Source organism: Flavitalea antarctica (assembly GCF_054461535.1).
The window spans coordinates 37,673-61,776 of record NZ_JBTLQG010000007.1 but is presented as its reverse complement, the minus strand read 5'-3'; the positions used below and the strand labels follow the sequence as shown (position 1 = coordinate 61,776).

General features: G+C 44.2%; 21 protein-coding genes and 1 tRNA gene. 13 read left to right on the top strand and 9 right to left on the bottom strand.

Annotated features, from left to right (window positions below; translation table 11 throughout):
• Positions 1-117: 117 nt before the first annotated feature.
• Together ACX0G7_RS09245 and ACX0G7_RS09240 are read left to right on the top strand one after the other, a co-directional pair.
• Entirely contained in the window at positions 118-2,190 is a 2,073-nt protein-coding gene (locus ACX0G7_RS09245) for a penicillin acylase family protein (RefSeq protein WP_458923170.1), read from the top strand.
• Between the two features lie 226 nt (positions 2,191-2,416).
• The gene (locus ACX0G7_RS09240; protein ID WP_458923169.1) at positions 2,417-3,379 is read left to right on the top strand and encodes a sugar phosphate isomerase/epimerase family protein; all 963 of its coding nucleotides are present in this window, start codon (positions 2,417-2,419) and stop codon (positions 3,377-3,379) included.
• 7 nt (positions 3,380-3,386) lie between these two features.
• Here ACX0G7_RS09240 and ACX0G7_RS09235 read toward each other — a convergent pair whose 3' ends face one another.
• Positions 3,387-4,355, bottom strand: a complete 969-nt coding sequence (locus ACX0G7_RS09235; protein WP_458923168.1) for a glycoside hydrolase family 43 protein — start codon at positions 4,353-4,355, stop codon at positions 3,387-3,389.
• 159 nt (positions 4,356-4,514) lie between these two features.
• Here ACX0G7_RS09235 and ACX0G7_RS09230 point away from each other — a divergent pair, with 159 nt between their 5' ends.
• The 3 genes from ACX0G7_RS09230 (at position 4,515) to ACX0G7_RS09220 (ending at position 6,065) form a co-directional block, all read left to right on the top strand.
• Positions 4,515-4,994, top strand: a complete 480-nt coding sequence (locus ACX0G7_RS09230; protein ID WP_458923167.1) for a hypothetical protein — start codon at positions 4,515-4,517, stop codon at positions 4,992-4,994.
• 89 nt (positions 4,995-5,083) lie between these two features.
• Positions 5,084-5,536, top strand: coding sequence for a hypothetical protein (locus ACX0G7_RS09225; RefSeq protein ID WP_458923166.1), 453 nt, complete (start codon positions 5,084-5,086; stop codon positions 5,534-5,536).
• A gap of 58 nt (positions 5,537-5,594) precedes the next feature.
• Entirely contained in the window at positions 5,595-6,065 is a 471-nt protein-coding gene (locus ACX0G7_RS09220; protein ID WP_458923165.1) for a PA2169 family four-helix-bundle protein, read from the top strand.
• Between the two features lie 311 nt (positions 6,066-6,376).
• Here ACX0G7_RS09220 and ACX0G7_RS09215 read toward each other — a convergent pair whose 3' ends face one another.
• Positions 6,377-7,690: an ATP-binding protein gene (locus tag ACX0G7_RS09215; RefSeq protein ID WP_458923164.1), complete on the bottom strand. Its 1,314-nt coding sequence runs from the start codon at positions 7,688-7,690 to the stop codon at positions 6,377-6,379.
• A gap of 322 nt (positions 7,691-8,012) precedes the next feature.
• On the opposite strand from ACX0G7_RS09215, the gene ligD reads away from it, so the two are divergent.
• On the top strand, positions 8,013-10,226 hold the full coding sequence (gene ligD, locus ACX0G7_RS09210) for a DNA ligase D (protein WP_458923163.1): 2,214 nt from the start codon (positions 8,013-8,015) through the stop codon (positions 10,224-10,226).
• A 91-nt stretch (positions 10,227-10,317) separates the two neighbouring features.
• Here ligD and ACX0G7_RS09205 read toward each other — a convergent pair whose 3' ends face one another.
• Positions 10,318-10,956 carry a YciE/YciF ferroxidase family protein gene (locus ACX0G7_RS09205; protein WP_458923162.1) on the bottom strand — a complete coding sequence of 213 codons (639 nt, stop codon included), beginning with the start codon at positions 10,954-10,956 and terminating at the stop codon, positions 10,318-10,320.
• Positions 10,957-11,540: 584 nt separating this feature from the next.
• On the opposite strand from ACX0G7_RS09205, the gene ACX0G7_RS09200 reads away from it, so the two are divergent.
• Positions 11,541-12,497: a GlxA family transcriptional regulator gene (locus ACX0G7_RS09200; protein WP_458923161.1), complete on the top strand. Its 957-nt coding sequence runs from the start codon at positions 11,541-11,543 to the stop codon at positions 12,495-12,497.
• 65 nt (positions 12,498-12,562) lie between these two features.
• Here the strand turns inward: ACX0G7_RS09200 and ACX0G7_RS09195 are convergent, their stop codons facing one another.
• A complete protein-coding gene (locus tag ACX0G7_RS09195; protein WP_458923160.1) occupies positions 12,563-14,935 on the bottom strand; it encodes an ABC transporter permease in 2,373 nt (790 codons plus the stop codon).
• A gap of 167 nt (positions 14,936-15,102) precedes the next feature.
• On the opposite strand from ACX0G7_RS09195, the gene ACX0G7_RS09190 reads away from it, so the two are divergent.
• Together ACX0G7_RS09190 and ACX0G7_RS09185 are read left to right on the top strand one after the other, a co-directional pair.
• Complete coding sequence (locus tag ACX0G7_RS09190; RefSeq protein WP_458923159.1) at positions 15,103-15,726, top strand: class I SAM-dependent methyltransferase; 624 nt, start codon at positions 15,103-15,105, stop codon at positions 15,724-15,726.
• A gap of 314 nt (positions 15,727-16,040) precedes the next feature.
• Positions 16,041-16,124 (top strand) — tRNA-Leu (locus tag ACX0G7_RS09185).
• Positions 16,125-16,194: 70 nt separating this feature from the next.
• Here the strand turns inward: ACX0G7_RS09185 and ACX0G7_RS09180 are convergent.
• Positions 16,195-16,626, bottom strand: coding sequence for a DUF1801 domain-containing protein (locus ACX0G7_RS09180; RefSeq protein WP_458923158.1), 432 nt, complete (start codon positions 16,624-16,626; stop codon positions 16,195-16,197).
• Between the two features lie 68 nt (positions 16,627-16,694).
• Here ACX0G7_RS09180 and ACX0G7_RS09175 point away from each other — a divergent pair, with 68 nt between their 5' ends.
• Both ACX0G7_RS09175 and ACX0G7_RS09170 read left to right on the top strand, forming a co-directional pair.
• Entirely contained in the window at positions 16,695-17,129 is a 435-nt protein-coding gene (locus ACX0G7_RS09175) for a tRNA-binding protein (RefSeq protein ID WP_458923157.1), read from the top strand.
• A 195-nt stretch (positions 17,130-17,324) separates the two neighbouring features.
• Entirely contained in the window at positions 17,325-17,813 is a 489-nt protein-coding gene (locus ACX0G7_RS09170; protein ID WP_458923156.1) for a hypothetical protein, read from the top strand.
• A gap of 82 nt (positions 17,814-17,895) precedes the next feature.
• On the opposite strand, the gene ACX0G7_RS09165 is transcribed toward ACX0G7_RS09170, so the two are convergent.
• A complete protein-coding gene (locus tag ACX0G7_RS09165) occupies positions 17,896-18,618 on the bottom strand; it encodes a DUF3108 domain-containing protein (protein WP_458923155.1) in 723 nt (240 codons plus the stop codon).
• 211 nt (positions 18,619-18,829) lie between these two features.
• On the opposite strand from ACX0G7_RS09165, the gene ACX0G7_RS09160 reads away from it, so the two are divergent.
• Positions 18,830-20,032: an NAD(P)-dependent oxidoreductase gene (locus ACX0G7_RS09160; protein WP_458923154.1), complete on the top strand. Its 1,203-nt coding sequence runs from the start codon at positions 18,830-18,832 to the stop codon at positions 20,030-20,032.
• Positions 20,033-20,049: 17 nt separating this feature from the next.
• Here ACX0G7_RS09160 and ACX0G7_RS09155 read toward each other — a convergent pair whose 3' ends face one another.
• From ACX0G7_RS09155 to ACX0G7_RS09145, 3 genes are read right to left on the bottom strand one after another with little or no spacing between them, the layout of a single operon-like run.
• The gene (locus ACX0G7_RS09155) at positions 20,050-20,832 is read right to left on the bottom strand and encodes a tRNA1(Val) (adenine(37)-N6)-methyltransferase (protein ID WP_458923153.1); all 783 of its coding nucleotides are present in this window, start codon (positions 20,830-20,832) and stop codon (positions 20,050-20,052) included.
• Positions 20,826-21,839, bottom strand: coding sequence for a tRNA (adenosine(37)-N6)-threonylcarbamoyltransferase complex transferase subunit TsaD (gene tsaD, locus ACX0G7_RS09150; protein WP_458923152.1), 1,014 nt, complete (start codon positions 21,837-21,839; stop codon positions 20,826-20,828). Before tsaD ends, ACX0G7_RS09155 begins: the two co-directional genes overlap by 7 nt.
• 41 nt (positions 21,840-21,880) lie before the next feature.
• Positions 21,881-23,131, bottom strand: a complete 1,251-nt coding sequence (locus ACX0G7_RS09145) for an ABC transporter permease (RefSeq protein ID WP_458923151.1) — start codon at positions 23,129-23,131, stop codon at positions 21,881-21,883.
• A 103-nt stretch (positions 23,132-23,234) separates the two neighbouring features.
• On the opposite strand from ACX0G7_RS09145, the gene ACX0G7_RS09140 reads away from it, so the two are divergent.
• A complete protein-coding gene (locus tag ACX0G7_RS09140; RefSeq protein WP_458923150.1) occupies positions 23,235-24,104 on the top strand; it encodes an aldose 1-epimerase family protein in 870 nt (289 codons plus the stop codon).

Sequence of the window (24,104 nt, the reverse complement as noted above, 5' to 3'; positions counted from 1 at the left end):
TCTTAATTACGTATGAGGTAAGTGCGTGGTTATGAAAATTTAGTTAAAAAACATGCCAGCCCCGATATTCTTAACCAGGATCATGCTAAAATGAGTTTTTGGACCTACTTTACACGAATGAAATTCATAGTTTTAGTCGCTATTTTCCTGACTTTGGAAACACAGGCCCAGATAAATCCCCAAAGTATCCAAATTGCCCGGGACAGCTTCGGCGTACCACATATTTTCGCCCCAACGGACGCAGAAGTGGCATATGGTTTAGCCTGGGCACATGCCGAAGATGATTTTGCGACTCTCCAGCTTGTTGTGCTTATGGGCAAGGCAAAACTTGGTACAGCCATGGGCAAAAAAGGAGCAGAGGCGGATTATGTTGTAAACCTCCTGAGATGCCGGCAACTTGTTGATGAGCAATGGAACACTATGGGTGCAGACTTTATAGCCGTGATGAAGGGATATGTTGACGGACTTAACGCATATGCCAAAGCACACCCTAAGGAAATCAAATACAAAAAAGCTTTTCCCTTTAACGAAAGAGAATATCTCACTGCCGTGGTTTTTTCCACCAGCATATTTTGTGGGGTTGATAAGGTGCTTCCCCAAATCCTTGGTGGAAAAATAAAGACGCTTCCCGGTCTCAGTGGGGAAGGATCAAACGCATTTGTCTTCCATCCGAGTAAAACTACCTCGGGCGAAGCTTTCCTTACCATTAATGCACATCAGCCAATAGAAGGCCCCACCGCTTTTTACGAGGCTCATCTTAACAGCGAAGAAGGCTGGAATATGCTCGGCGGACTCTTTCCCGGGGGATGCCTGATTTTTCATGGTACCAACGAAAACCTTGGCTGGGCACATACTGTAAACTACCAGGATAAAATTGATGTCTTCCAACTGGAGATGAATCCTGCAAATAACAACCAGTATAAATTTGACAATGAGTGGTTGACACTGGAGGAAAAGAAGATTAAGCTAGAAGTGAAAGGTGTTCCTGTTGGAATAGGCCGGAAAGTGTATTGGAGTAAATATGGCGCAACGGTAAAAACAGACAGGGGTGTGTTTTCCATGCGACTCCCCGCGAACATGGATTGCAAAGGACTTGAACAGTGGTTCCGCATGAACAAGTCAAGGAATTTCTCAGAGTTTTACCAGGCGCTCAGCATGACCAGTCTCCCCATGTTCAATATCATGTATGCAGACCGGTATGATACTATTTTTTATATCAGTAATGGAAAAATGCCGGTAAGAAATCCGGATAACGCTTATAACTGGAAGTCAACAGTTCCTGGCAACACATCCAAAACGTTGTGGACATCCTTTAAGCCAATAAACGCTTTGCCTCAGTATGTTAATCCAGGCTCTGGTTGGCTTTTTAATACGAACCATTCTCCCTTCCTGGCCACGGACAATCAATACAACCTCAACGGGAATACTTTCGACCGGAAGGATGGTTTTGAAACTTTCAACAATAACCGCAGCATCAGGGTAGGGGAGCTTATGAAGGGAACAGATAAGGTGGACTATGAGCAGCTGAAACGAATTAAGTATGATCAGCAATTGCCCGAAACGTTGGAGTTTCCATATGGGCTTGACAGTCTGATCAATTTGAAAGCAACAGATTACCCACAGCTTCAATCTACCATAGAGACTTTACAGGCGTGGGATCATAAAGCGGTAACTGATAGTAAAGGCGCGGCTATCTTCCTGCTGGTGTACGACTTTTTATCGAAAAGATTATTGGGTGCAGATTCAAGAGATATTACAAAGGCTGAAGCGGTTGCAACTTTTCAGTATGTTCATGACTACATGATGAAACACTTCAAAAGAACTGGTATTACACTTGGTGATCTGCAGAAGCTGGTCCGTGGAGATGATGCCCGGCCAGCCTGGGGTTTACCAGATGTGTTGACAGCGGAATACAGCGCGCCGTATAAAAACGGGTTAAGAAGGGTTATTTCGGGCGATGCCTATATATGTTTTGTTCGATACCCAAAAAATGGCTTGCCCATCATCGAATCAGTTAACACTTTCGGCGCATCATCGAAACCTAATTCACCACACTTTAAGGATCAGATGGAAATGTTCCAGAAACAACAACTAAAGCCTATGACCCTTGATAAGGCAACAGTATTGAGTAATGCCAAATCCATCTATCATCCCTCCTTGTCGGGCAATAAGAAAAAGCTTCCCTATTGATCGCCAGGAAAACCGGATAATAATTGATGTGGTTACTGCGACTATAGCCCCAAAATAAAAAAGGGGTCTGAATAGAAATTCAACCCCGTTTTAAATCCAATATCCTATGAAAAACCGATACAATAATACTGCGGATTTAATTGGTTGAACAGGGTTTTTATACCGTAAATTTCAGGTAAATATACCTGCGCCATCCGCCCCGGGAAGCCAGGAAATGACCCTGAATATGAAAAGATCAAAATTTCTGCGAAATTTACTGGCTGTTACGGCAATTTCCCCTTTTGTGAAGCCGGGCACTGCTTTTGGTATGATGAAAGACAATGCTTCCAGGGATTTACAACACCCAGGTATAGATGGACATGGCTTAACTCCCGACGTCCTCCGGTTGCCGGAACGTGGACTTAAGACCAGCCTGAACGCATATTCTTTCAACGATCCTCTTTCAAAAGGGAGTCTCCGGCCTGAGGACCTTTTAAAATTTTGTGCTGACCATGATATTGATGCTATCGATATAACCGGTTATTATTTCAAAGGATACCCGGAGGTTCCATCTGACGATGTTATTTTCAGTTTTAAACGAAAGGCACTTTCGCATGGCATAGCCATAAGTGGAACAGGGGTCAGGAACGATTTTACAAGTGATGACCCGGAATTAAGGCAGGCCCATGTACGAACTGTAAAAGCATGGATAGGTGTCGCTGCCAAACTTGGCGCCCCGGTATTAAGGATATTTACGGGTTTGAAGTATCCTGAGGCACAACAGCGGGCTCGGTACCTGGACATGGTTCTTGAAAACATAGGGCAATGTCTCCCTGAGGCAAAAGCTCATGGGGTGGTGCTCGCCATACAAAATCACCATGATTTTGTCAGAACCTCGGAAGAGACTATCGCAATCCTCAAAGCGGTGAATTCACCCTGGCTTGGCCTGGTCCTGGACATAGGAAGTTACCGGGGACCCGACCCTTTTAATGATATTGAAAAATCTATTCCCTACGCAGTCAACTGGCAGATTAAAGAAAAGATGTATATCAACGGCGAGGAAAAGGAAACTGATCTCGCACGATTATTCAAGATCATCAAATCTTCGTCGTATCGGGGTTATCTGCCCATAGAAACCCTGGGACCAGGCGACCCCTTTAAGAAAGTACCGGTTTTTCTGAACTCCGTCAGGAAGGCATTACGAGAATGAATAGTGATTACTTTCTTACTCCTTCGCGGGTGATGATCACAGGTTTTATCATGCCCTGTTCATCAAAATACAGACGATCAATGCAGGTTTCACGACTGTTTCTGTCCTTTTCGTTAAGTGGTCTGCGATGATAAACAATAAACCATTCATCTTTGGCAGCATCTCCTATTACCGAATGATGCCCGGCGCCGGTAGCTATCTCAGGATTCTGTTGGAGAATTTTCCCAACCCGTTTCCATGGTCCCATTGGTGAATCAGCTACAGCATAAGCCACACTATAGTCAGGTCCCGTCCAACCCCCTTCGGACCACATAAAATAATACTTGCCTTTACGGATAAACATAAATGGGCCCTCTACATATTTTTCTGGTGTGATCTCGCGAAAAGTAGTCCCGTCTTTGAATGGAACAAAGCCGGTGAAGTCATCTTTAAGTTGTGCGATGTTGCAGTGTCTCCAACCTCCGTAGATGAGGTAATGCTTTCCGTCTTTATCCCTAAACACAAACTGATCTATCGGTTGGGCACCATTGTGAAATTTATCGATCAGCGGTTTGCCCAGCAAATCCTTAAAAGGTCCTTCCGGTTTATCGGCCACCGCAACGCCTATTCCACCATATTCATTGTCACTCTGTATGTCGTTCGCACCGAAGAACAAGTAATACTTGTTGCCCTTTTTAATAATTGAGGGTGCCCAGACCGCCTTCTTTGCCCACTTCACATTCGAGGTATCCAGTATACGTTCATGCTTTTTCCAGTTGACCATGTCTTTTGAAGAGAAGGCATCGAAGAAAACTTGTTTTTCATATGGTGCTGAAAAAGTGGGATAGATCCAAACCGTTTTGTCGAAGATAATGCCCTCAGGGTCCGCGTACCAACCGGGGAAGACAGGGTTGCCACCTTTTTCCCGGGCAGTTGACTGCGCCATCGTACCAAAACTAGCCAGCAGGACTGAGAGAACAATTATTGATTGCTTCATGATGTTAGAATAATGGCCCATGCGGGCAGTTCGTTTTTTTTTGATTGAATATAAGCTTCAAATATAGAAAGATCTGGTAAAATGTGTGATCTTTAAGGAGCTAAACCTCAGCCCCGGGAATCATTTATGAATCTTCGTTTATTAGTTTTGTTCTTGGTTGTGATTTGTTCTACTCAATGTTCTGATGACCCGGATACTGTTCCGCTTGAGCCGGTGGTATCCGCTTATGATACCCTCGAACTAAGGTATCAACAAATGGGCGATCTCGCTATGGACCTGATGTCAAATGTTTCAGTAGACCAGGATATCCGTTTGTACGGAGTAACGGATCTCCTGGAGCGTCAACCCGTTGTGAGCCTGGATTTCCGGAGACCCGTAACTACCCGCAAAGACATACTGACATTTGTAAATTATCAGAAAAAAATCGATGGCAATATCAGGAAAATTTTCAACCAGTTAGGCGAAGATCCGAAATGGCGCGCGGCTCCACTTGTCCTGGAACTCAGGTCGCGTTATGATTCTCTACAGAATACGATAGCTGATGCGACGAACTACTTTAATTCGGTTGTCAAAGAAGCTAACCTCAACCTGGTGATACCAACTGATACAACCAATGCAAACAAACCTAATCGACGCTGATCGGTTCTACATGAGGGTTAGAAACCGTCAGTGCTGAATGTAAAAATGGACTATATTTATATATCAGCATTAGCTGACTGCATCTAAACATGACAGACCAAACTGCCGCAGAGGTTTTAAATGACCTGATAGAATTGAACAATGAACGCATTTCGCGTTATGAGCGACTGATTGCTTCACTTTCGCCCGCAGATAACGAGCTCCGCTTTCTTATGGCACGGATAATAGGAGAAAGCCATCAAAACAAAATTACTTTAGCTACTGAGTTGCAGGCAATGGGTGAGTCTATTGACTTGTCGCCATTAAAGCGCGGAAAGATTTACCAGCTCGCCCTTGCAAAAATGAACCATCCCCAGGATGGAAACCGGCTGAATATCCTCGATCATACTGAAGTCTGCGAAACGGCATTGCTGATGGGATATGATTTTTCACTCCAGGCAGAAGATGTTGCCGCTTATCTCCGCGATCTGCTCACTGAGCATCGATCCCGCATCAGGGAATCCCACCACCTGATCAAGGTTCTGAAGGATCAGACCGCCTGATTCCGCTTGTTTTCTTATGGCATAAGATTTTTATGTAAAGAAGCATTAAAGAAAGCTTATGACCACTATATCTATGGAAACCATAGAAATACTCAATGACCTGATAGAAATCAACAATGACAGGATCCAGGCTTATAAACTGGCAATTAAGGATTTGAAGGCCGGGGACCAGTCCCTTGCACCATTATTTTTGAGAATGATTGAAGGATCTGAGCGAAACAACAAGGTACTTTCCCGCGAAGTGGATATTCTTGGAGGAGAAGCTGAACGTGGAACTAGCCTGGAAGGCAAAATCTACCGGGCGTGGATGAATGTGAGAACCACATTCGCGGGCAAAACGAGGCACCATATATTTCAGAATTGTGAAATCAACGAGGATGCTACTACGGATGCATACAGGACAGCCATTCAATGTGAGGAGTTATCAGGTTATCTCAGGGAAATGATTTCGGATCAGCTCGATGAACTGCTTCATTCGCATGACAGCATAAAAAGAGTCAGGGATCAGAGCCGGCCAGTCAGGGGATAACATAAAGAATTCCTTTTAACCTAATAAAAAGTTTATCATGAAAAAGCTTCTTATCGTAGCAGTTATCGCCGGTATCGTCGGCGCGGTAACTCTTATTTATATTACTGACAACCTGGGTAAATCAATTGGGCCGATAAATGAGTAAGGTCCCCCTAAGGCATTGTAGGGCTTGTGCCATGTATTGAGAGGCGTTTGTCATTTACAATGTTTTTAGTGCCACCCACACAAATTTCCGGTCATTCACTCAACCCGATTTTGGCCGAAGGCGGGCATGGCCTATTATTGCATCAGGTTTTTCATAGGATATTGGATTATAACGGGGCTGAATCTTCATTCTGGCCCTTTTTTTTGCCCGCGCCAGGAGGATGCCGGGTAGGGATGATAATATCGAATGAAGAACCTTTCCCCGGCGCTGAGGTAGCAAAAAGGCAACCCCGATGGTTTTGGACAATCCGGCGGCATAAGGCAAGTCCTATTCCGGAACCTTCATATACCTCCCTGGGGTATAACCGCGAAAAAACTTCGAAGATCTGCTCAGACTGTTCCTGTTCGAAACCGATACCGTTGTCAGCAAACCGGATATGCAGATAACAGGTTTCACGAAAAGGCTTAGCTATATACTGCTTCGCCTTAACATCATCTATTTCCCGGACACTGATCAATACTTCCGGTGCCTGGCCGGGAATCGTGAATTTCAAGGCATTCCCAAGCAGGTTATAAAACAATTGATTGAGCTGCAATTTTATCCCCTGGATCGCCGGCATTTGAGGGAAATGAACAACAGCATTTTTCTCCTGTATCTTAACCTCGAAGTCTATTAATACGGCTTTGACGATCTCGTTGAGGTCTACTTCTTCGAAGACCGCATCAGCTTTTAACAACTTAGAGTAATTGAGCAGATCCCTAACGAGTAGGCTCATCCTTTCAGAAGCCATCATTATCTTGTTGGCAATAAACTTTTCTTTCCCACTTAGCTGGCCACTGCCTACAAGAATATCACTGAAGATTTTGATCTTTCTCAGCGGCTCCTGGAGATCATGACTTGCCACATACGCATATTGGTACAGATCCTGGTTAGATCGTTGCAGGTCCCGGTTATGCTGAACAATCGTATTCAGCTTTTCAATCAGCGTTTCGTTTTGTAACGCAAGCCGTAAAGATTCGGCGTCATGACTTGCATGATCCGAAGGCCTTTTTTGGTCGCGTCCATTAAAAGTGAAGCAGTAAAAGTCACAAACGTTTGTTACCTGCACACTGTAAGGATGCTGATGTCCCGGAAGTCTGAGCACTAACTGGCAGGTACCCGGCTTCTGTGAATTGTCGTTTGAAGGTGGGAAGGAATTTTTTCCGGGTTTGCCCTGGTCATCGTGTTTAATGGATTCGTAGCCGGGCTTATCATGCTTATTCAATTCATTATCTGTAAAGTCGAACTGAGCCTGGAATAGTGTATTGAATCGTTTGCCAATAACCTCGCCATAATTCCATCCGCTCATTTCAAGAAAAGCGTTGTTGGCAAACTGCACGACGCCTTTCCTATCTATCAAGGTCACGGCAACAGGGAGTGCATCGAACACATCCTGGAATAGATTTTCCCGTTGTATTGTTTCTTCAGTTGAGACAGACATAGGTAAGCTTTCATCCTGAAATGTTGTACCAAAGTGTTAATCCAGCGATACTTAAATCATGCCATCACGCTAAGTTTTCCTTTTGGTGCTGTAACGTAGGTGTAATTGTTTATGGGGAGCCAGGGTGTTCCGCAAAAAAAGACCCTGTTTCAATAATAGAAAACAGGGTTTCTCAGTTGTGTTATGTTGTTTCCGGTCTGAGCTGAACCTTACTGATCACTATGCAAACCGTGCCAGGCGCTACTCCCGGCTATATCACAATATTATGCCTCATTTGTTGGTGCCTGATTTGCATGGTTAATTCCAGTCAATATAAATTACCATGCCAATAAAAAAAGGTTCGGCGATTATTAAAAAAAAGAAAGTTTCGAAGGCGGCTCTCCCGGCAGCCCACCGGGATATAAAGCCAAACAGGACGGAAATGCCCCAACATTTAAGTCCCATGCTCGCAACCTTGATCGATAAACCATTTGACAAGCCGGGTTGGATCTACGAAGTAAAATGGGATGGTTATCGTGCACTTGCTTATATCAATAAGAAAGAAGTTGAACTTCGTTCAAGGAACGACAAGTCGTTTAATGAAAAGTTTTACCCGGTCCATCTCGCGCTATCCCAACTTGGCATCAACGCAATACTGGATGGTGAGATCATGGTGGCGGACGACAAAGGTCATGCAAACTTCGGAAATCTGCAGAACTGGCGCAGCGAGGCCGATGGTGACCTTCGGTTTTATGTATTTGACTTGCTTTGGTTAAACGGAGAATCGTTAATGGAAAAACCATTGATCGAAAGACGGGCTATGCTGGTGGATCTATTGCCGGAAAAAAACGACACCATTTTCGTTAGTGCTGACTTTGAATCTACCGGCACTGCATTCTTTGAAATGGCGAAAGAAATGAATCTGGAAGGCATCATCGCTAAAAAGGCAGACAGCGAATATGTTCCCGGGGCAAGGTCGCCAGCCTGGGTTAAGATCAAAACCTCTACGAGGCAGGAGGTGATCATAGGCGGGTACACGAGCAATGAGGGTTCTTCCAAACTGTTCAGCTCATTACTGGTTGGCGTGATGAAAGATGGCAAGTTGCATTACACCGGGAAGATCGGAACTGGTTTTACACAGAAGATGCAACAGGAAATGATGAAGAAATTTAAGCCACTCATTCGGAAATCTTGTCCGTTTATTGAAGTTCCGGATATAAATAAACCTTCAAGGTTCCGGCCTGATCCGCCAAAAGCGTCTGCCACCTGGTTGAAGCCTGAACTCATCGCAGAAGTTTCGTATCGGGAGCTGACAAGCGATGGGGTAATGCGTCATCCGTCTTTTGAAGGCATGCGGGAAGATAAAAAAGCAGGCGAGGTGGTACTCGAAGTGCCTAAAACACTGAACGAAGTGACGGTTGAGAACGAAGCTCCTGTGAAGAAGGGTACGGGCGCTCCAGTAAAGAGGGGTGCGGGTAACTCTCCTGTGAAGAAGGCTACCGATGCTCCTGTAAAGAAAGCTATGGGTAATTCTCCTGTAAAGAAGGTTACGGGTAGTTCCCCTGTGAAGAACGATGCTGACAGTCTTTTTAGCGCAGGGATAAAAAAAGACAGGGGCACGCTGCTCAATCCTTCCGAAGAAAGACAGGTGAAAAAGATGAATGGTCATCTCATCACTTTTACAAACCTGAGTAAGATTTACTGGCCCGATCAGAAATACACGAAACGGGACATGCTCAACTATTACTACCAGGTTGCCCCGCTTATGGTGCCATATCTAAAGGATAGACCGCAATCCCTGAACCGGCATCCAAATGGAATAGCAGGTAAAAGTTTTTATCAGAAAGACGTTAGTGGTAAAGTTCCCGGGTGGATTCAGACCTTCCCATATCATAGTGAAGAAGACGGACGTGACAAGGAATTTCTTGTTTGCTCAAATGAAGCAAGTTTGTTGTATATGGCTTCATTAGGTACCATCGAGATGAATCCCTGGAGCAGTCGGGTGCAGTCGCCCGACAATCCTGACTGGTGCGTTATCGACCTCGACCCGGATAAAAACGATTTTGAGCAGGTGATTGAAGCCGCTAACGTGACGCGCGAAATACTCGACGCCCTTTCCGTGCCCTCTTATCCTAAAACATCGGGGTCGACCGGCTTGCATATCTATATTCCGCTTGGCGCCCAATACGATTATGAACACTCAAAAGAATTTGCCCGGATGATTGTGCGGCTGGTGAACGAACGGATTCCTGACTTCACGAGTATTGAACGGTTAACTGCGAATCGCAAGGGCCGTATATATCTTGATTTCTTGCAAAACAGACCACAGGCAACGCTTGCAGCGCCTTATTCTGTAAGACCAAAACCCTTTGCCCCCGTGTCTATGCCATTACATTGGGAAGAAGTTAAAAAAGGTTTGCGTATACAGGATTTCACCATAATGAATGCTATGGATCGTCTCAAGTCGACCGGTGATCTGTTCAAGCCTGTTCTTGGAAAAGGCATTAACATGAAGAAGGTGATCAAACAGCTTGAGGGAATGATTAACAAGCAGTGAGCATGCGATGGGGCGCTTAAATAAAAATGGCGGCCGGTGAATCATCGCCGGCCGCCATTTTTAGATTTATGTTTTGACGTTCACTCAGCCCTTAGTCTTCCTGTGAAGCCTTTACATTGATATTTCTTTCTGCCACCTGGGTAAGTAATTCATCGGCTTGTTTCTCTTCATCAAGTGTTTGTCCGAGCAGATTCTTTATCTCGTCGAGGCCAAGTGTTTTGGCGAGCTGAGCCAGGCCGCCATAAGTTGCGATCTCATAGTGTTCAATCTTCTGGGCAGCGAGTATGATACCTACATCACGTGTAGCAGTGCCCTTTTCGGTTTCTTCTATAATGCTGTTACCTTCTTTCACTAAACCTTCCATGGCATCACACTTCTTGGCCTGTGCTTTTTTCTCGAGGAGACCAAACACTTTTTCGAGGCGGCTTGCCTGTTGCCTGGTTACCTCAATATGATCTGTAATAGCAGTCTTTAATTCCGGTGCCCCGGCTGCTTTGAGCATTTTAGGGAGATTTTTGATAAGATGACTTTCAGCCCAGTACACATCTTTTAGTCCATCAACAAACAGTTCCATCAGGGCAGAAGAATCATCCATCGATTTATTTGAGCTCTTTTTCGGAGCGGATTTTTTTGGTGCAGATTTCTTAGCGGCTTTTTTGGGTGCGCCTTTTTTAGGAGCTGCGTTACGTGATGCTCCTTTTTTCGGTGCGGCTTTTTTCTTTGTTGCCATGATAATTTTTTAAAGAGTTAATAATAATTAATGTATTAAAAACTCGTGCCACTGATTTGAAAAATTAAATCAGAGGGAGCCTGGAACCTGAAATCCCGACAAAACAAGCAGGTTAATCCGGTGCTTCACCCATGTATATGCGAAGCGGATAGTATCTGATGATACTTCAAATGGAAAGAAGCATAACTTATAACAAGTGAAGCATCATTTAGAGGTTAGGACCATGACTTACAAAAAGCGAAGTACAATTTAAAGAATGGGGAACTTGACTTTCAAAAAGTGGAGCACGATTTACATTACCGAAGCATAACTTAAAGAACGCGGGGCATACCCTACCTATAGCACAACTTCCAATACGCACCACTCGCAGGAATCGACGTACATATGAAACAGCTAATAAGAGGGCGGTAAAAACTGGTACCCTGCAACATGGACCGCATTGAAGACTAAGGGACGTTTGCATGCATAGGCGAAGATGTTACCAGGCCGGTATTGTCCGGAAAAAATCAGAAAATTACAAGCCTTGCTCGAAAAAAGGGGGCAATTAAGACAAAACGATTAAATTCGGGTTTGAAACCTTATTTATGACAAAGCTTGCGATTTTATTAGCCAGGAACCACCGCCTGTTAAGTATGGCTGCCATGCTGGATATGTTTGAAACAGTAAACCTTTACGGAAAAGAACAATCCGGCGTACCGTTTTTTGAAATCAGTTTGTTTCATACATCGGATACAGATCCCGTAAAATATCCAGGTTATCAGAACAATCACATTCAAAACTCCGGAAAGCAGGATCTGATCTTTTTGCCTGCATTTGGAAACGTTGATCCCAGGGCTGCGGTCACTGATAACCGTGAGGCTATCGAATGGTTGCAGAAGCAATACAAGGAGGGGGCTGCCGTAGCCAGTTTTTGCACCGGCGCTTTTTTGCTGGCAGCAACGGGTCTTTTGAATAACCGTCGGGCCACTACCCATTTGCAATCAGTAAGTGCGTTTGTAAAGGCATTTCCTGATGTGATCATGCAATCGCGGGCCGTCGTAACCGAGGACGATAATGTATATACGAGCGGAGGTGCTACCAGTAGCTGGCACCTGATGTTAAAGCTTGTCGAGAATTACTGTGGCAGGGACATAGCGATAAGAGCTGCAAAGTATTTCGCGATCGATATGGATCGTGAACAGCAGTCTTATTTCAGTACATTCCTCCCTTCAAAAAATCATGGTGATGAGCTGGTCAGCCTGGTACAGCAAAAGATCAGTCAGTCATTCAACACGAGCAATACGATTGAGCAGCTATTGGTAGAGGTTCCGGCCAGCCGGCGTAACCTCGTACGCCGCTTCAAGCTTGCCACCGGGATTACTCCGATCGAATACCTGCAAAAAACACGGATTGAAGCAGCCAAGAAGCTGTTGGAACAATCCCGGCAATCAATCCTTGAGGTGATGCTGGAAACAGGATATAATGATCTGAAATCATTCAGACAATTATTTAAAAAAACAGTTGGTCTGTCTCCCAAGGCTTACCGGGAAAAATTCAATTGAAAGGATCATGCAATTTTGACGACCCTTTCCAGGCTGACTTCAGATCTTTATCTGGACCTCAGACTTTATTCCGACCTAAGACTTTTCACAGGATTTGCCAGGCCGGCCTTGATTGCCTGGAAACTTATCGTAAGTAAAGTGATCATCATGCTTCCGGTTACTGCTACAATAAATACCCACCAGGATATCTGTGTGCGATATTCATAACGTTCGAGCCAACCATACAGGAAATACCAGGCCAGTGGTATAGCTATCGCACAGGCAATAAGCACCAGCAAAACAAAATCCTTCGACAACATGCCCCAGACGTTCGTTACAGTGGCACCCAGCACTTTCCGGATGCCTATTTCCTTAGTTTTCTGTTCCGCCACAAATGATGCCAGACCGAATAAACCGAGACACGAAATAAAGATTGCGAGTATGGCAAAAAAAGTCGCCAGATTGCCGATTCGTTCTTCATCAGAAAATTTTTCAGCATAATCTTCATCCGTAAACCTGTATTCAAAGGGAGCGCCTGGATTGAATTTCTTAAACACCGGCTCTATTTTGGCAAGTGCAGTTTTCACTGATAATGCAGGATTTATGCGGAGAGTAATAACATTTCTCCAGTTATAATCCAGGAAAAAAATAGTTGGTTGCACAGGGCTGTAAGGGGACTCCATCACCATGTCCCTGACAACTCCGACAACTCGTCGATCCACATCGTTCCATCTTATAATTTCACCTACTGGTTTTTTAAAACCGGTCAGCTTAACTGCTGCTTCATTTAAAACGAAAGCTCCGGTGTCAGTTGGAAAGCTTCTTGAAAAATCCCTTCCCTCTTTTATTTGCCATCCAAGCGTTTTCCCGAAATCATGACTCACTGCTACAATGCCAAAAAGCGGAACATCGGTCGGATCCTTACCTTTCCATTCAAACCCGATCTGGTTGGACCACACGCCGGTTGAAGGACTCGATGACACGGCCATGCTGGTGATTGCGCCTGTAGTCAACAGCTCCTGTTCTATATTTTGCAAATTTTTTCCAAGCTCAGGCGTGCCGATCATAACAGTGAGTGTGCCTTCGCGGGTATAGCCAACGGGTCGGCTCTTGGCATGTTGGATTTGCCTGAAGACGATAATGGTTCCGATGATCAGGGCAATGGATACCGTAAACTGGATGACGACTAAAACCTTCCTCGGCAATGCTGCGAACCTCCCTGCACGAAAGGTTCCTTTCAGCACCTTTACCGGGCGGAAACCTGAAAGGTAAAATGCAGGATAGCTGCCGGCAATTAAGCCGGTAAGGATCGTGAAAAAAAGCGTGATAGCCCAAAAACCCGGCTTGGTCCATGGGAACCGCATTTCTTTATTTGACAGGCCGTTGAAGAATGAAAGAAGGCACAACACGAGTATCACTGCAACAACATAGGATATCAGGGACACAAATACCGATTCACTTAAAAACTGGCTGATCAGCTGGCTACGCAATGATCCTATGGTTTTTCTTATCCCCACTTCCTTGGCTCGTTTTTCGCTCCTTGCCGTAGACAGGTTCATAAAATTGATGCAGGCAAGAAGCATCACAAAAATGCCGATGATCCCAAACAACCATACAAATTCTATCCGTCCACCAACAATCTTTCCATTTTTAAACTCACTATGCAGATGCCATTTTTTCATCGGGTGAAGCAGGATCTCTTCTTTGCCCTCTTCAACATGTGCCTTCGGAATCAGCCTTATCTTGGCGGTTGTTTTATCAAAATCAATATTGTCATTTAATAGTGTATATAATTGAAAGGAGTGGTTGTTCCATTGAGTTTGTGCCCTTTTTATCCATTCTTCGTTCTCGCCATATTTCTTCCACGACAATAGATATTTGGTGGTGTATAATGATGAATTATGCGGAAAATCTTCATAAACACCAGCCACCTTTACCTCTGTGTGGCTGTCAAGTCTGATCGTTTTATTCATTGGATCCTCTTTGCCAAATAATGTTTTGGCGATCGTGTTTGTGAGGAGTATGGAAGATGGATCCTTTAAAGCAGATATGCTTCCCTGCAACATTTTAAGTGGGAAGATTTTTGGAAAGTCTTCTTCTACCCACATCCCTTCCTGGCTGATCTTTTTATCGCCAACCGCAAGTACGTGCCCAAAGTTCCAGGATGCGAGTGCCACATACTTAAAATCGGCCGCGTATTTTGAACGTAGCTCGGCGGCTATAGGAATGGCAATCGCACGATGGGTACCTGTTTCATTGTTGAAGGTCTGGGTAGTATAAAGCTGCGCTATCTTTTCATAATTGGGATGATATTTGTTGAATGATAATTCGTCATAGATCCAGAGTCCGATCAACATCGAAACTGCTAAGCCAACCGCAAGTCCCAGGATATTGATAAAGCTGTAGGTTTTGCTTTTGGCGATGTTCCGGAAAGCAATTTTGAAGAAGTTTCTGATCATATGATAATGTTTTAGGATTCTCCTATTCCCAGAGACGTAATGGACAGTCAAATGTTACAATAATTCCCGGGCGAATTCTCTAAAACTCCACGAACGGCTTGTTGCTTGCCTGATTTGTTTTGTCGATACTGAGATATTAGCATAAATTAACATACAATCTGAAAGATATGTCCCTTAAAGATTACCGTTTTAAAACCTACCATCGTTGCCTTGTTGAAAAGGCCCTCGAAAATAACAAACACCTTATCACCGGGAAAATGCTTGATGTAGGTGCAATGCGTCCGAGGTATAATCACTTATTCAATGCATCTGTTACTGCGGTTGACCTTAGCCCTAACGAAGAGTTCGGGGTGCTCTACGGAGATATACAGGAAGGACTTCCTTTCGAAGATGCTTCATTTGACAGCATCATTTGTATAGAGGTGTTCCTGTATCTCGACCACTATACCAGGGCCATTAAAGAGATTCACCGGTTATTGAAGCCCGGTGGTACCGCCTTTATAAGTACTCCTTTTGTTTATCGTGATATTAAGGACAGGATAAGGTTGACAGAAAGCACGTTTATAGCGGAATTTGCCAGCTTTTCGAAGATACAGTCCCAGCGGCTGGGAAACGGGTTCACCGTGATATGGGATATACTAAGGCGGAAAGTGTATGCCGTTAAAAGTAAAGTGTTTCGCTATTTATTGTTCGCGCTGCTTGTTCCGTATTTTGCCGTTCTCAAATTGTTTAAGATCGAAGATCATAAAGACGATTACTATTCAGGGTTGTTTTTTATTCTGCAGAAGTGAGTAATGAATCTAAATGCGGTCAAGGCCAGTAGGTTTAACGGATTTTTGCCGATCTTAAAAACATGACTGTTTAAGTTAGAGGTATCTTTGCCGGTGAAATGGTCAGTCATCAAATTGAATAGTAGTGGCAGTGAAAATATTGAAGTTTATACGGCGCTGGATTTTTCCCAAAAAAAGCTGTTGCCGCTGATTGGAAGTTGTTTTCATGTTCGGACAGCTCATTCGGAAATTTATTTAATTTCCCGTTTGGCTGAAAGAGCGTGATGTCGTAATATTGCATCCCTTTCATTGCATCAGCAACTGATGCGGTTTGAGCCCAGATGGCGGAATTGGTAGACGCGCTAGACTCAAAATCTTGTTATCGAAAGGTAGTGCAGGTTCGATTCCTGTTCTGGGCACACGATCCTCGTAATATGCTGTTTTCAGGCTGTTATGAGGATTTTTTTTATAGACTTGTCTTCGATAGTCTTAGGGTTTTTCCACCTGCGTTAACCACTGCCTTATTGTTATCTGCAATGCATCCTTTTTGCTTTCGAAGTCCTTTTCATCTTTGACAGTTACAATTCTTCTACCGTCACTATAATTCCCTTCCAACAGGCCGGTGGTGTCAGTGATTGTTGCCCCGGTCGGAAAAATCAACAGCGGGTTGCCGCGGTGGAGATTAATGACTACGATGTCACGCTTGTATTCTTTCGGATCAAATGGTTTTATGTCACCGGTGTAATAGAATGCCGGCGAATTCCATTTCACCTGTTCAGCAATCGCCGGGTCTGTTTCGAGAATAGCTTTCCTGATCTTCTGGACAAGCTTACCCAGCGGGGAATCCAACTTCTCAATGATCAAAGAGACCTGTTCTTCGTTTGCTGGTGGTGCCGATTTTTTCGAACTTTTTGTTGCCATTCTTTTTTATGCAATAACGCAAATCTTTGTTGATAATACCACTTGTTAACCGGACATCTTCCCGGGGCATGCAGGACAAACTCACAAATGAAAAAGTAGAAAATGGATGGGCGGATCTGCTTATGCCAACTTTCAGATCAATACTCGAAATTTGTGTTATGGAAACAATAAAGGAATTGGTTGCATGGCCGGACTTCGAAAAATTGGATATAAGGGTAGGCACGGTAATAAAGGCGGAAGTTTTTGCAGAAGTCCGCAAACCTGCCTTCAGGATTGAGATAGATTTTGGAGAGCTGGGTGTCAGGAGATCATCAGCGCAGCTCACTCAATTGTATTCTGCCAGCGAGCTGATCGGCAAACAGGTTATTTGTGTGATAAACTTTCCCGCAAAACAAATAGCAAACATGAAAAGCCAATGCCTGGTATTGGGGGCAGTAAACGGTCCTGAAGTAACATTGCTCACTACTGACAAGCCTGTCCAGAATGGTCTGCAGATTGGCTAAACAGGTAAATTGACAGCCCCGGGATATAACACAGCATACGATACATCACGCTCGTTGGTAACAAATCAGCTGATGGGCAATATATCATTCTTAGTCGAAGATATATCGATTCACCAGCCTACCGGTGGAGAAAGCCTTTTTAAGTGATAAATACAACGCTCGGTCAATCCCGGTTGTCATCAGAAAAAAACCAGAATGAGATTACGAGCCCTGATTTTCGGTGTTTGTTTTATTATTGCCGCTTCCTGTAATAAATCTGATGCGGGGACAGGTAAAATAGTTGAAATTTATAAATTCAAAATTACCAGGAGTTCAGGGCCCTGTAAAATTGATAGCTCAAGGGCAGAACTTGCGGAGACTCCACTAATCAGCAATAGCGCAATACGGTCGTATAATAAGAATAATTCAGAATTTCTCATCAGCAACGAAGCGGGTGAAAAGATCAAAAAGCTCATGGACAATGAGCCGCTGGCAGTTACCGTAGATAAGGAACTGATCTACTATTTTGTAAACAAGCCCAGCTATTCAAGTTCAATATGTAATGCCCACATTTCGATGGAACATTTTGCCCTCAACAAGATCCGCATGTATATCATGAGTTCGAACCCTGCAACGCCCATTCCGGATCAGCGGAACGACAGCCGGTTAATCAATGCGTTAAGAGCCCAGGGCAAGTTGAATTAAGGATCTCCAGACTTGGCATTATGATCTATCTCCATTCAAACTGGTTCCATCATCATCTTTTGCTCACCTGATCTGTCTCCATTCAAACCGCCTCCATCATCATCTTTTGCTCACCGGAAGCGATGATCATTTTCCAGAGTTTGCGGGTTTCAACATCAATATAGTAAGTGGTGGTGCCACTTGATATGTCATCCTTAACAGTTACCAGGTAAACTTTTTTCACCTCCTTATCCTGGTATAGATAGTCGCACCGTCTTACCGCGATTACTGATACTTTCATCACTCCCGTCTTACCGTTTGGGTTGAAATCGTAGATGGCAAGATCTTTTGAAAAGCCGGTTTTCAAAGGCAGCCAGCGGATAAGCGTAGGGTAGAGGTTGCTATCGAAACAATCCATTGATGGATTGTCGTTAATGGCTATGGTTGAGTTCTTTTGTTTATCCGCGTAATAACCGGTGATCATACTGTCATAACGAATGATCATATCACGCTGATGGTTGTAAGATGCATGATAAACCGGCTTTAAGGAATTACGGTCGGCCACGATACTGTCGACCGATGCCGCAGGCGCATGGCGCATCTTAACAGTAGTTATCACAGTGAGGTTTACACTGTCTGTGCGGATGTCACTGGAAACCCGGCCTATCTCTATTTTTGTCGTATCCTGCATAAGATACCAGATCATGCTCGCCTTTTCATCCGAGATCCTCTGGTATTCTATACAAGGGTGTCCCGGTTTCAGCAATATCTGCGAAAACGCAAATGCTGGTAAAAGGAATAAAAAGACGAACAAGAACTGTTTCATGGTTGCAAATTAAAAGCGGCGCTGTGTATCATTCCGATTGTTATGTGATAGCTTGTGCCATCGTTTCGCAAATGTAATCCGGCCTGAATCGTGATGTTATCCCTCATGGTGTGGAATGTTCAATTGGCAGTATGAATTGTACAAACGCTTTATAATACTATTTGGCAGTCAGGTTCCCAAAGCACAACTTTGTAGAAACCGTTCATATACTATGATAACAATCGGACTCATCAGGGAAGGCAAAATACCGGCGGATAACCGGGTGGCACTGATCCCGGCCCAATGTAAATGGATCCAGAAAAATTCAGCTGAGGTAAAAATCATTGCGCAGTCTTCCCCAAACCGCTGTTTCAGTGACCGTGAATATGAAATGGCAGGAGTCACTGTAAAAGATAATGTTGATGATTGTGACATTCTTATGGGCATCAAGGAGGTGCCCGCCGCAGAGCTGATTCCGGGCAAGACTTATTTATTTTTCTCCCACACCAAAAAGCAACAGGCATATAATCAGCAGCTTTTCAGATCGGTTATTGATAAAAAAATAACGCTGATTGACTATGAGTGTCTCGAACATGAAGATGGTCAACGTATCATCGGATTCGGTTTTTTTGCGGGAATAGTCGGTGCCCACAACGGTATGATGGCTTATGGCCAACGGACAGGTTTATATCATATCGACCGGGTATATAAACAAAGAAATTTCCGTGAACTGATTCATACCTATTTCGGGCTTCGCCTGCCCAACGTAAAAATTGCAGTGACCGGCTCTGGAAGGGTTGCCCACGGAATTCTCGAAATCATGAACCTGCTTGGCATTCATGAAGTGGAACCTGATATGTATCTCAAAAGACGATTTGCTTATCCCGTTTATACACAACTGAAAGGAGGTGATCTTTATAAAAACAAACTAACGGCTAACTACAACCGCGAAGAGTTCCATATGCACCCTGAGAAATTTGACTGTGTTTTCCTTCCCTATGCTGAGCAGACAGACATCCTGCTGAATGGTGTCTACTGGGACAAAACAGTACCCAGATTGTTTAATAAAACTGATATTTCTGATGAAGCTTTTATTATAAAAACTATTGCCGACATCACCGACGATGCAAATGGTTCTGTGCCTATTAACCTCGGTGATCAGACTATTGAAGATCCGGTGTATGGGGTCGACCGTAAAACATTTCAGAAAACGGCGCCATACCTGAAAGACTCTGTGGATATAATGGCGGTTGGTAATTTGCCCAATGAACTGCCAAGGGACGCCAGTCGCTACTTCGGGGAACAGCTGATAAAATATGTATTAGAGGACCTTGTTGGTAAAGGCTCTGACATCATAACCCGTGCTACAATGGTGCAAAAGGGTAAACTAATGCCTCATTATGAATACCTCAGTGCTTATGCAGGAATATCCTGATCAGGATACCTCAGTGCTTATGCAGGAATATCCTGATCCGGCAGATACAAATAAAACGCCCCGAGCAAACGCGTAAATTCATCCGTGTAGTTTGCTGTAGCATCTTTGATCGTCAGCTCAGTCACCGGAGAATCGTGTTGCCGGATAAATGTGTAACTGCTAATTGACCTGAACCAATTATGTCCCGGCGTTTGACGGACCCGCAACTCTTCTGATTTAAACAATCCGCGTTCATTTGCAAGTGATTCAAATGCAGCAGCACGATGATAAGGGAGCATAATACCTGCTGTGCCTGTCATCACCAGAGTTTTTTCGATAACATCAGCAAGTTCTTCCAGTTTCAACGCTTTGCTATGCATCGCCAGTTTTTTACCTTCTATGTCTGAAGAAAGGTCGTTTTCGTAAAATGGTGGATTGCTGATAATGAAATCATATTTGTGAGGGAACAAATAATCTCTTGCATCGCCATGTAAACCAGTTAACCTCGTGGACCATTCGTTTTGATTGATGTTGAGGTGCATCTCCTGGTAACATTCAGATTCAATTTCAATTCCGTGTATAGTGGCATTGCTGGCTTGTGCAAGCATCATCATTAACAGACCCGTACCGCTTCCTATATCAAGTATTTTTTTACTGTCCGCGATGTTCGATCCACCAGGCTTTTCCTTGTTGGATAACTGAGCAGCGTACCAGGCTCCCAGTATACAGGCATCTGTGCAAACTTTCATCGCACAATGCTCCTGGCTGATCCGGAATTGTTTGAACTGGAAAAAATTATTTGAATTTCTTTTCTTCACCATTCAGCCCTGGCACTAACCTGGATATTTAGGGGATCTGTTTTACCTGCTATGAATTTATGGTATGCAGTTATTGCGATCATCGCCGCGTTATCAGTGCAGTACTCAAACTTCGGAATAAAAGTCCGCCATTTGTGTTTTTCGCCCAGGGCAGTTAGACCTGCACGCAGTCCGCTGTTTGCAGAAACTCCGCCGGCGATGCACAGTTGTGTTATGCCGGTTTCTATTGCTGCCTTTTCGAGTTTGTTCAATAATATGGTTACGATCCGATGTTGAATGGATGCACAGATATCGGCCAGGTTTTTTTCTATGAATGCCGCGTCCTGTTTAAGATTGTCCTGCAGAAAATATAAGATCGAAGTTTTCAATCCGCTGAAACTGAAATCAAGTCCGTCAATTTTAGGCTCCGGAAATTTATATTTTAACGGGTTGCCTTCACGGGCATATTTATCGATCAGCGGACCACCGGGATAGGGAAGGCCAAGGATCTTCGCTGTTTTATCAAATGCTTCACCAGCTGCATCATCCCTTGTTTCACCAAGAACGATCAGGTTTTCCGTTGATGTACATAATATGATCTGTGTATGACCACCGCTTACCGTGAGGCAAAGAAATGGAAACGATGGGGGAGGATCGCTCAACAGGTTTGCCAGCACATGTGCCTGCATGTGATGAACCGCTATCAGCGGTTTGTTTAATGAAACGGCAAGCGATTTTGCAAACTGGGCACCTACAAGCAGTGAACCAATAAGACCGGGAGCATTGGTGAATGCAATGGCGTCAATATCTTTTAACCGTACTCCCGCGGATTCAACGGCAGTGTCAACAACGGGAACTATGTTTTGTAAATGTGCACGGGAAGCAAGCTCCGGCACTACACCACCAAAAGCCTCATGTACTGTTTGGTTTGCGATGATGTTTGATAGCATTTTTCCATCCCGGCAAATGGCTGCCGCTGTTTCATCGCATGATGATTCAATTGCAAGAATTGATATGGATTTTGAACTCACGTGTTGTAGGTTTGGCCCGGGGCAAATCTACATCATATTCGTTACTTGCTGCGGATTGCAACTACCGGGTTCATCTTTGATGCAATAGAGGCTGGGATGATACCTGCCAGTACCCCTACCAGGATACAGATCCCTATAGCCAAAAGCATGATGTCGGCAGAAATAAACAGCGGGAAGCCGATCATCGAACTGGCAATTTTCGTAAGAATGAAAACCAATATCAGCCCGATCAGTCCCCCCAGTATACACAGGAAAGCCGATTCGAGCAGAAATTCGGTTAATATGGTCGAGCGTTTGGCTCCCAGGGCTTTTTTCAGGCCTATCTGGCTGGTTCTCTCCCTGACCGTCACGAACATAATATTAGCGACGCCAAACATGCCGACAATCAATGATAAGGCAGCTATCGCCCAGCCACCTTTGTTGATATTTCCGAAGATGGTATCTGTAAAAGAACTGAAGGCATTCATATCATTCAGGGTAAAGTCATCTTCCTGGGTTGGCTTTAATTTTCTGAGTGAACGCATGGCCCCTTCGAGTTCATCAGTCACCATAGCCGTTGAAACACCCGGTTTGGCCTGGACCATGATCTTTGGCTGCGACCACTCTTCAGGATTCAATTGTTTCAACTGGCCACGAACCATGTGAATACTATTGTCAAACTCCCAGCCGCCAATCATGCTTTTACCTTGCTTTTTGATAAGTCCCACTATGGTTGCGCCCCTTCCTCCCTTCAACCGAACTTCCTTTCCAACGGCCTTCTCAGCCTTTCCAAAAAGTTTCTCAGCCACTTCATAGCCAACCAGTATTGCGTTCACATTCTGATCATAATCAGACTGAAGCAAGGTGCGTCCCTGTATGATCTCTACTTTCTGGATATTGGGAAAATCTTCGGAATATCCATAATAAGTCACACCCGTAAGCTGATCCTGTTCGTATTCTATGGTCGAGTTCAATTCAGTCACAAAAGCAACATTCGCTGCACTGGGGACCTTACCCTTCAATGCGCGCATCTCTTCATATTTTGGGGTGGGGCGCTTCATATATTTCCACCATGGATAATCATCGCCCCCGGCATATACCCATTTGTCAATGTAAATCGTATTATTTCCAAGTGATTTCAGATCACTCTGTACTTTCCTCTCAAGGCTGTTAACCGTTGAAAGCACACTGATAATGCAAAAAATACCGATCGTTACTCCAAATAACGAAAGGAAGGTCCTCAGTTTGTTAGACCTGAATTCCTGCAGTGCCATTTTAAGGCTTGACCAGATAATTGCAACAAAACGACGCATAAACCAAATATAATCAGCTTTTCAGAGACTTGCAGGTTTTGAACCAATTTTGTGAGGAACGGTGGCATCTTTATCGATAATATTGCAGTAGAAATTTCCGGACATGATTACGATTGAAAATGAAAACCTTAGGGTCAGGATCAACCCAAAAGGAGCCGAGCTTACAAGCATCTTTAATAAGGATACTCAGCTTGAGTATATGTGGGAGGGCGACCCGGCTATATGGGGTAAACATTCGCCCATCCTGTTTCCGATCGTAGGTACTTTGAAAGAAAACCGGTACCGCTATAATGATAAAAATTATAGCCTGCCCAGGCATGGGTTTGCAAGAGATAAAACTTTTGTGACTGAAGATCACAAAGGCGACGAATGTATTTTTAAACTGTCGGCCGATGAAGAAAGCTGGAGAGTTTATCCATTTGAATTCAGACTTCGTATCAAATATTCACTTTTTCAAAATATCCTGTCCACAAGTTACGAGGTGGTAAATCCGGCAGATGAACCCTTGTATTTCTCGATCGGGGCCCATCCTGCCTTTAAAGTTCCAATCACCCCGGGCACCGCATATGAAGACTATTATATCCAGTTCGAGAACAAGGAAACGGCTAATCGATGGCCAATTACCGCTGATGGTCTCATCGGCCAGTCACCATTGCCTTTACTGACAGCGACGGATCGTTTGCCTTTGACTAAAACACTTTTTGCCAACGACGCGATCGTCCTCAAGTCCCTGCAGTCTTCAATACTCAACCTGAAGTCGGTGACAAGTCAGAATGGCCTTGAATTCAGCTTTCCCGGGTTTCCATACCTGGGCCTTTGGGCCGCGAAAGGAGGGGATTTCGTTTGCATAGAACCGTGGTGCGGCATCGCCGACCCCGAAGGAACAGACCAACTGCTGAATCATAAAGAGGGAATCAACAAACTTGCTGCGGGAGAAGAATTCCTCAGAACCTGGACAGCAAAATTTTTCTAA

What these genes read in the sequence shown, in the direction of transcription:
- ACX0G7_RS09245 (WP_458923170.1), top strand. Translation starts at nt 118, where the DNA reads ATGAAATTCATAGTTTTAGTCGCTATTTTCCTGACTTTGGAAACACAG.
- ACX0G7_RS09240 (WP_458923169.1), top strand. Translation starts at nt 2,417, where the DNA reads ATGAAAAGATCAAAATTTCTGCGAAATTTACTGGCTGTTACGGCAATT.
- ACX0G7_RS09235 (WP_458923168.1), bottom strand. Translation starts at nt 4,355, where the DNA reads ATGAAGCAATCAATAATTGTTCTCTCAGTCCTGCTGGCTAGTTTTGGT.
- ACX0G7_RS09225 (WP_458923166.1), top strand. Translation starts at nt 5,084, where the DNA reads ATGACAGACCAAACTGCCGCAGAGGTTTTAAATGACCTGATAGAATTG.
- ACX0G7_RS09220 (WP_458923165.1), top strand. Translation starts at nt 5,595, where the DNA reads ATGACCACTATATCTATGGAAACCATAGAAATACTCAATGACCTGATA.
- ACX0G7_RS09215 (WP_458923164.1), bottom strand. Translation starts at nt 7,690, where the DNA reads ATGTCTGTCTCAACTGAAGAAACAATACAACGGGAAAATCTATTCCAG.
- ligD (WP_458923163.1), top strand. Translation starts at nt 8,013, where the DNA reads ATGCCAATAAAAAAAGGTTCGGCGATTATTAAAAAAAAGAAAGTTTCG.
- ACX0G7_RS09205 (WP_458923162.1), bottom strand. Translation starts at nt 10,956, where the DNA reads ATGGCAACAAAGAAAAAAGCCGCACCGAAAAAAGGAGCATCACGTAAC.
- ACX0G7_RS09200 (WP_458923161.1), top strand. Translation starts at nt 11,541, where the DNA reads ATGACAAAGCTTGCGATTTTATTAGCCAGGAACCACCGCCTGTTAAGT.
- ACX0G7_RS09195 (WP_458923160.1), bottom strand. Translation starts at nt 14,935, where the DNA reads ATGATCAGAAACTTCTTCAAAATTGCTTTCCGGAACATCGCCAAAAGC.
- ACX0G7_RS09190 (WP_458923159.1), top strand. Translation starts at nt 15,103, where the DNA reads ATGTCCCTTAAAGATTACCGTTTTAAAACCTACCATCGTTGCCTTGTT.
- ACX0G7_RS09180 (WP_458923158.1), bottom strand. Translation starts at nt 16,626, where the DNA reads ATGGCAACAAAAAGTTCGAAAAAATCGGCACCACCAGCAAACGAAGAA.
- ACX0G7_RS09175 (WP_458923157.1), top strand. Translation starts at nt 16,695, where the DNA reads ATGCAGGACAAACTCACAAATGAAAAAGTAGAAAATGGATGGGCGGAT.
- ACX0G7_RS09170 (WP_458923156.1), top strand. Translation starts at nt 17,325, where the DNA reads ATGAGATTACGAGCCCTGATTTTCGGTGTTTGTTTTATTATTGCCGCT.
- ACX0G7_RS09165 (WP_458923155.1), bottom strand. Translation starts at nt 18,618, where the DNA reads ATGAAACAGTTCTTGTTCGTCTTTTTATTCCTTTTACCAGCATTTGCG.
- ACX0G7_RS09160 (WP_458923154.1), top strand. Translation starts at nt 18,830, where the DNA reads ATGATAACAATCGGACTCATCAGGGAAGGCAAAATACCGGCGGATAAC.
- ACX0G7_RS09155 (WP_458923153.1), bottom strand. Translation starts at nt 20,832, where the DNA reads ATGGTGAAGAAAAGAAATTCAAATAATTTTTTCCAGTTCAAACAATTC.
- ACX0G7_RS09145 (WP_458923151.1), bottom strand. Translation starts at nt 23,131, where the DNA reads ATGCGTCGTTTTGTTGCAATTATCTGGTCAAGCCTTAAAATGGCACTG.
- ACX0G7_RS09140 (WP_458923150.1), top strand. Translation starts at nt 23,235, where the DNA reads ATGATTACGATTGAAAATGAAAACCTTAGGGTCAGGATCAACCCAAAA.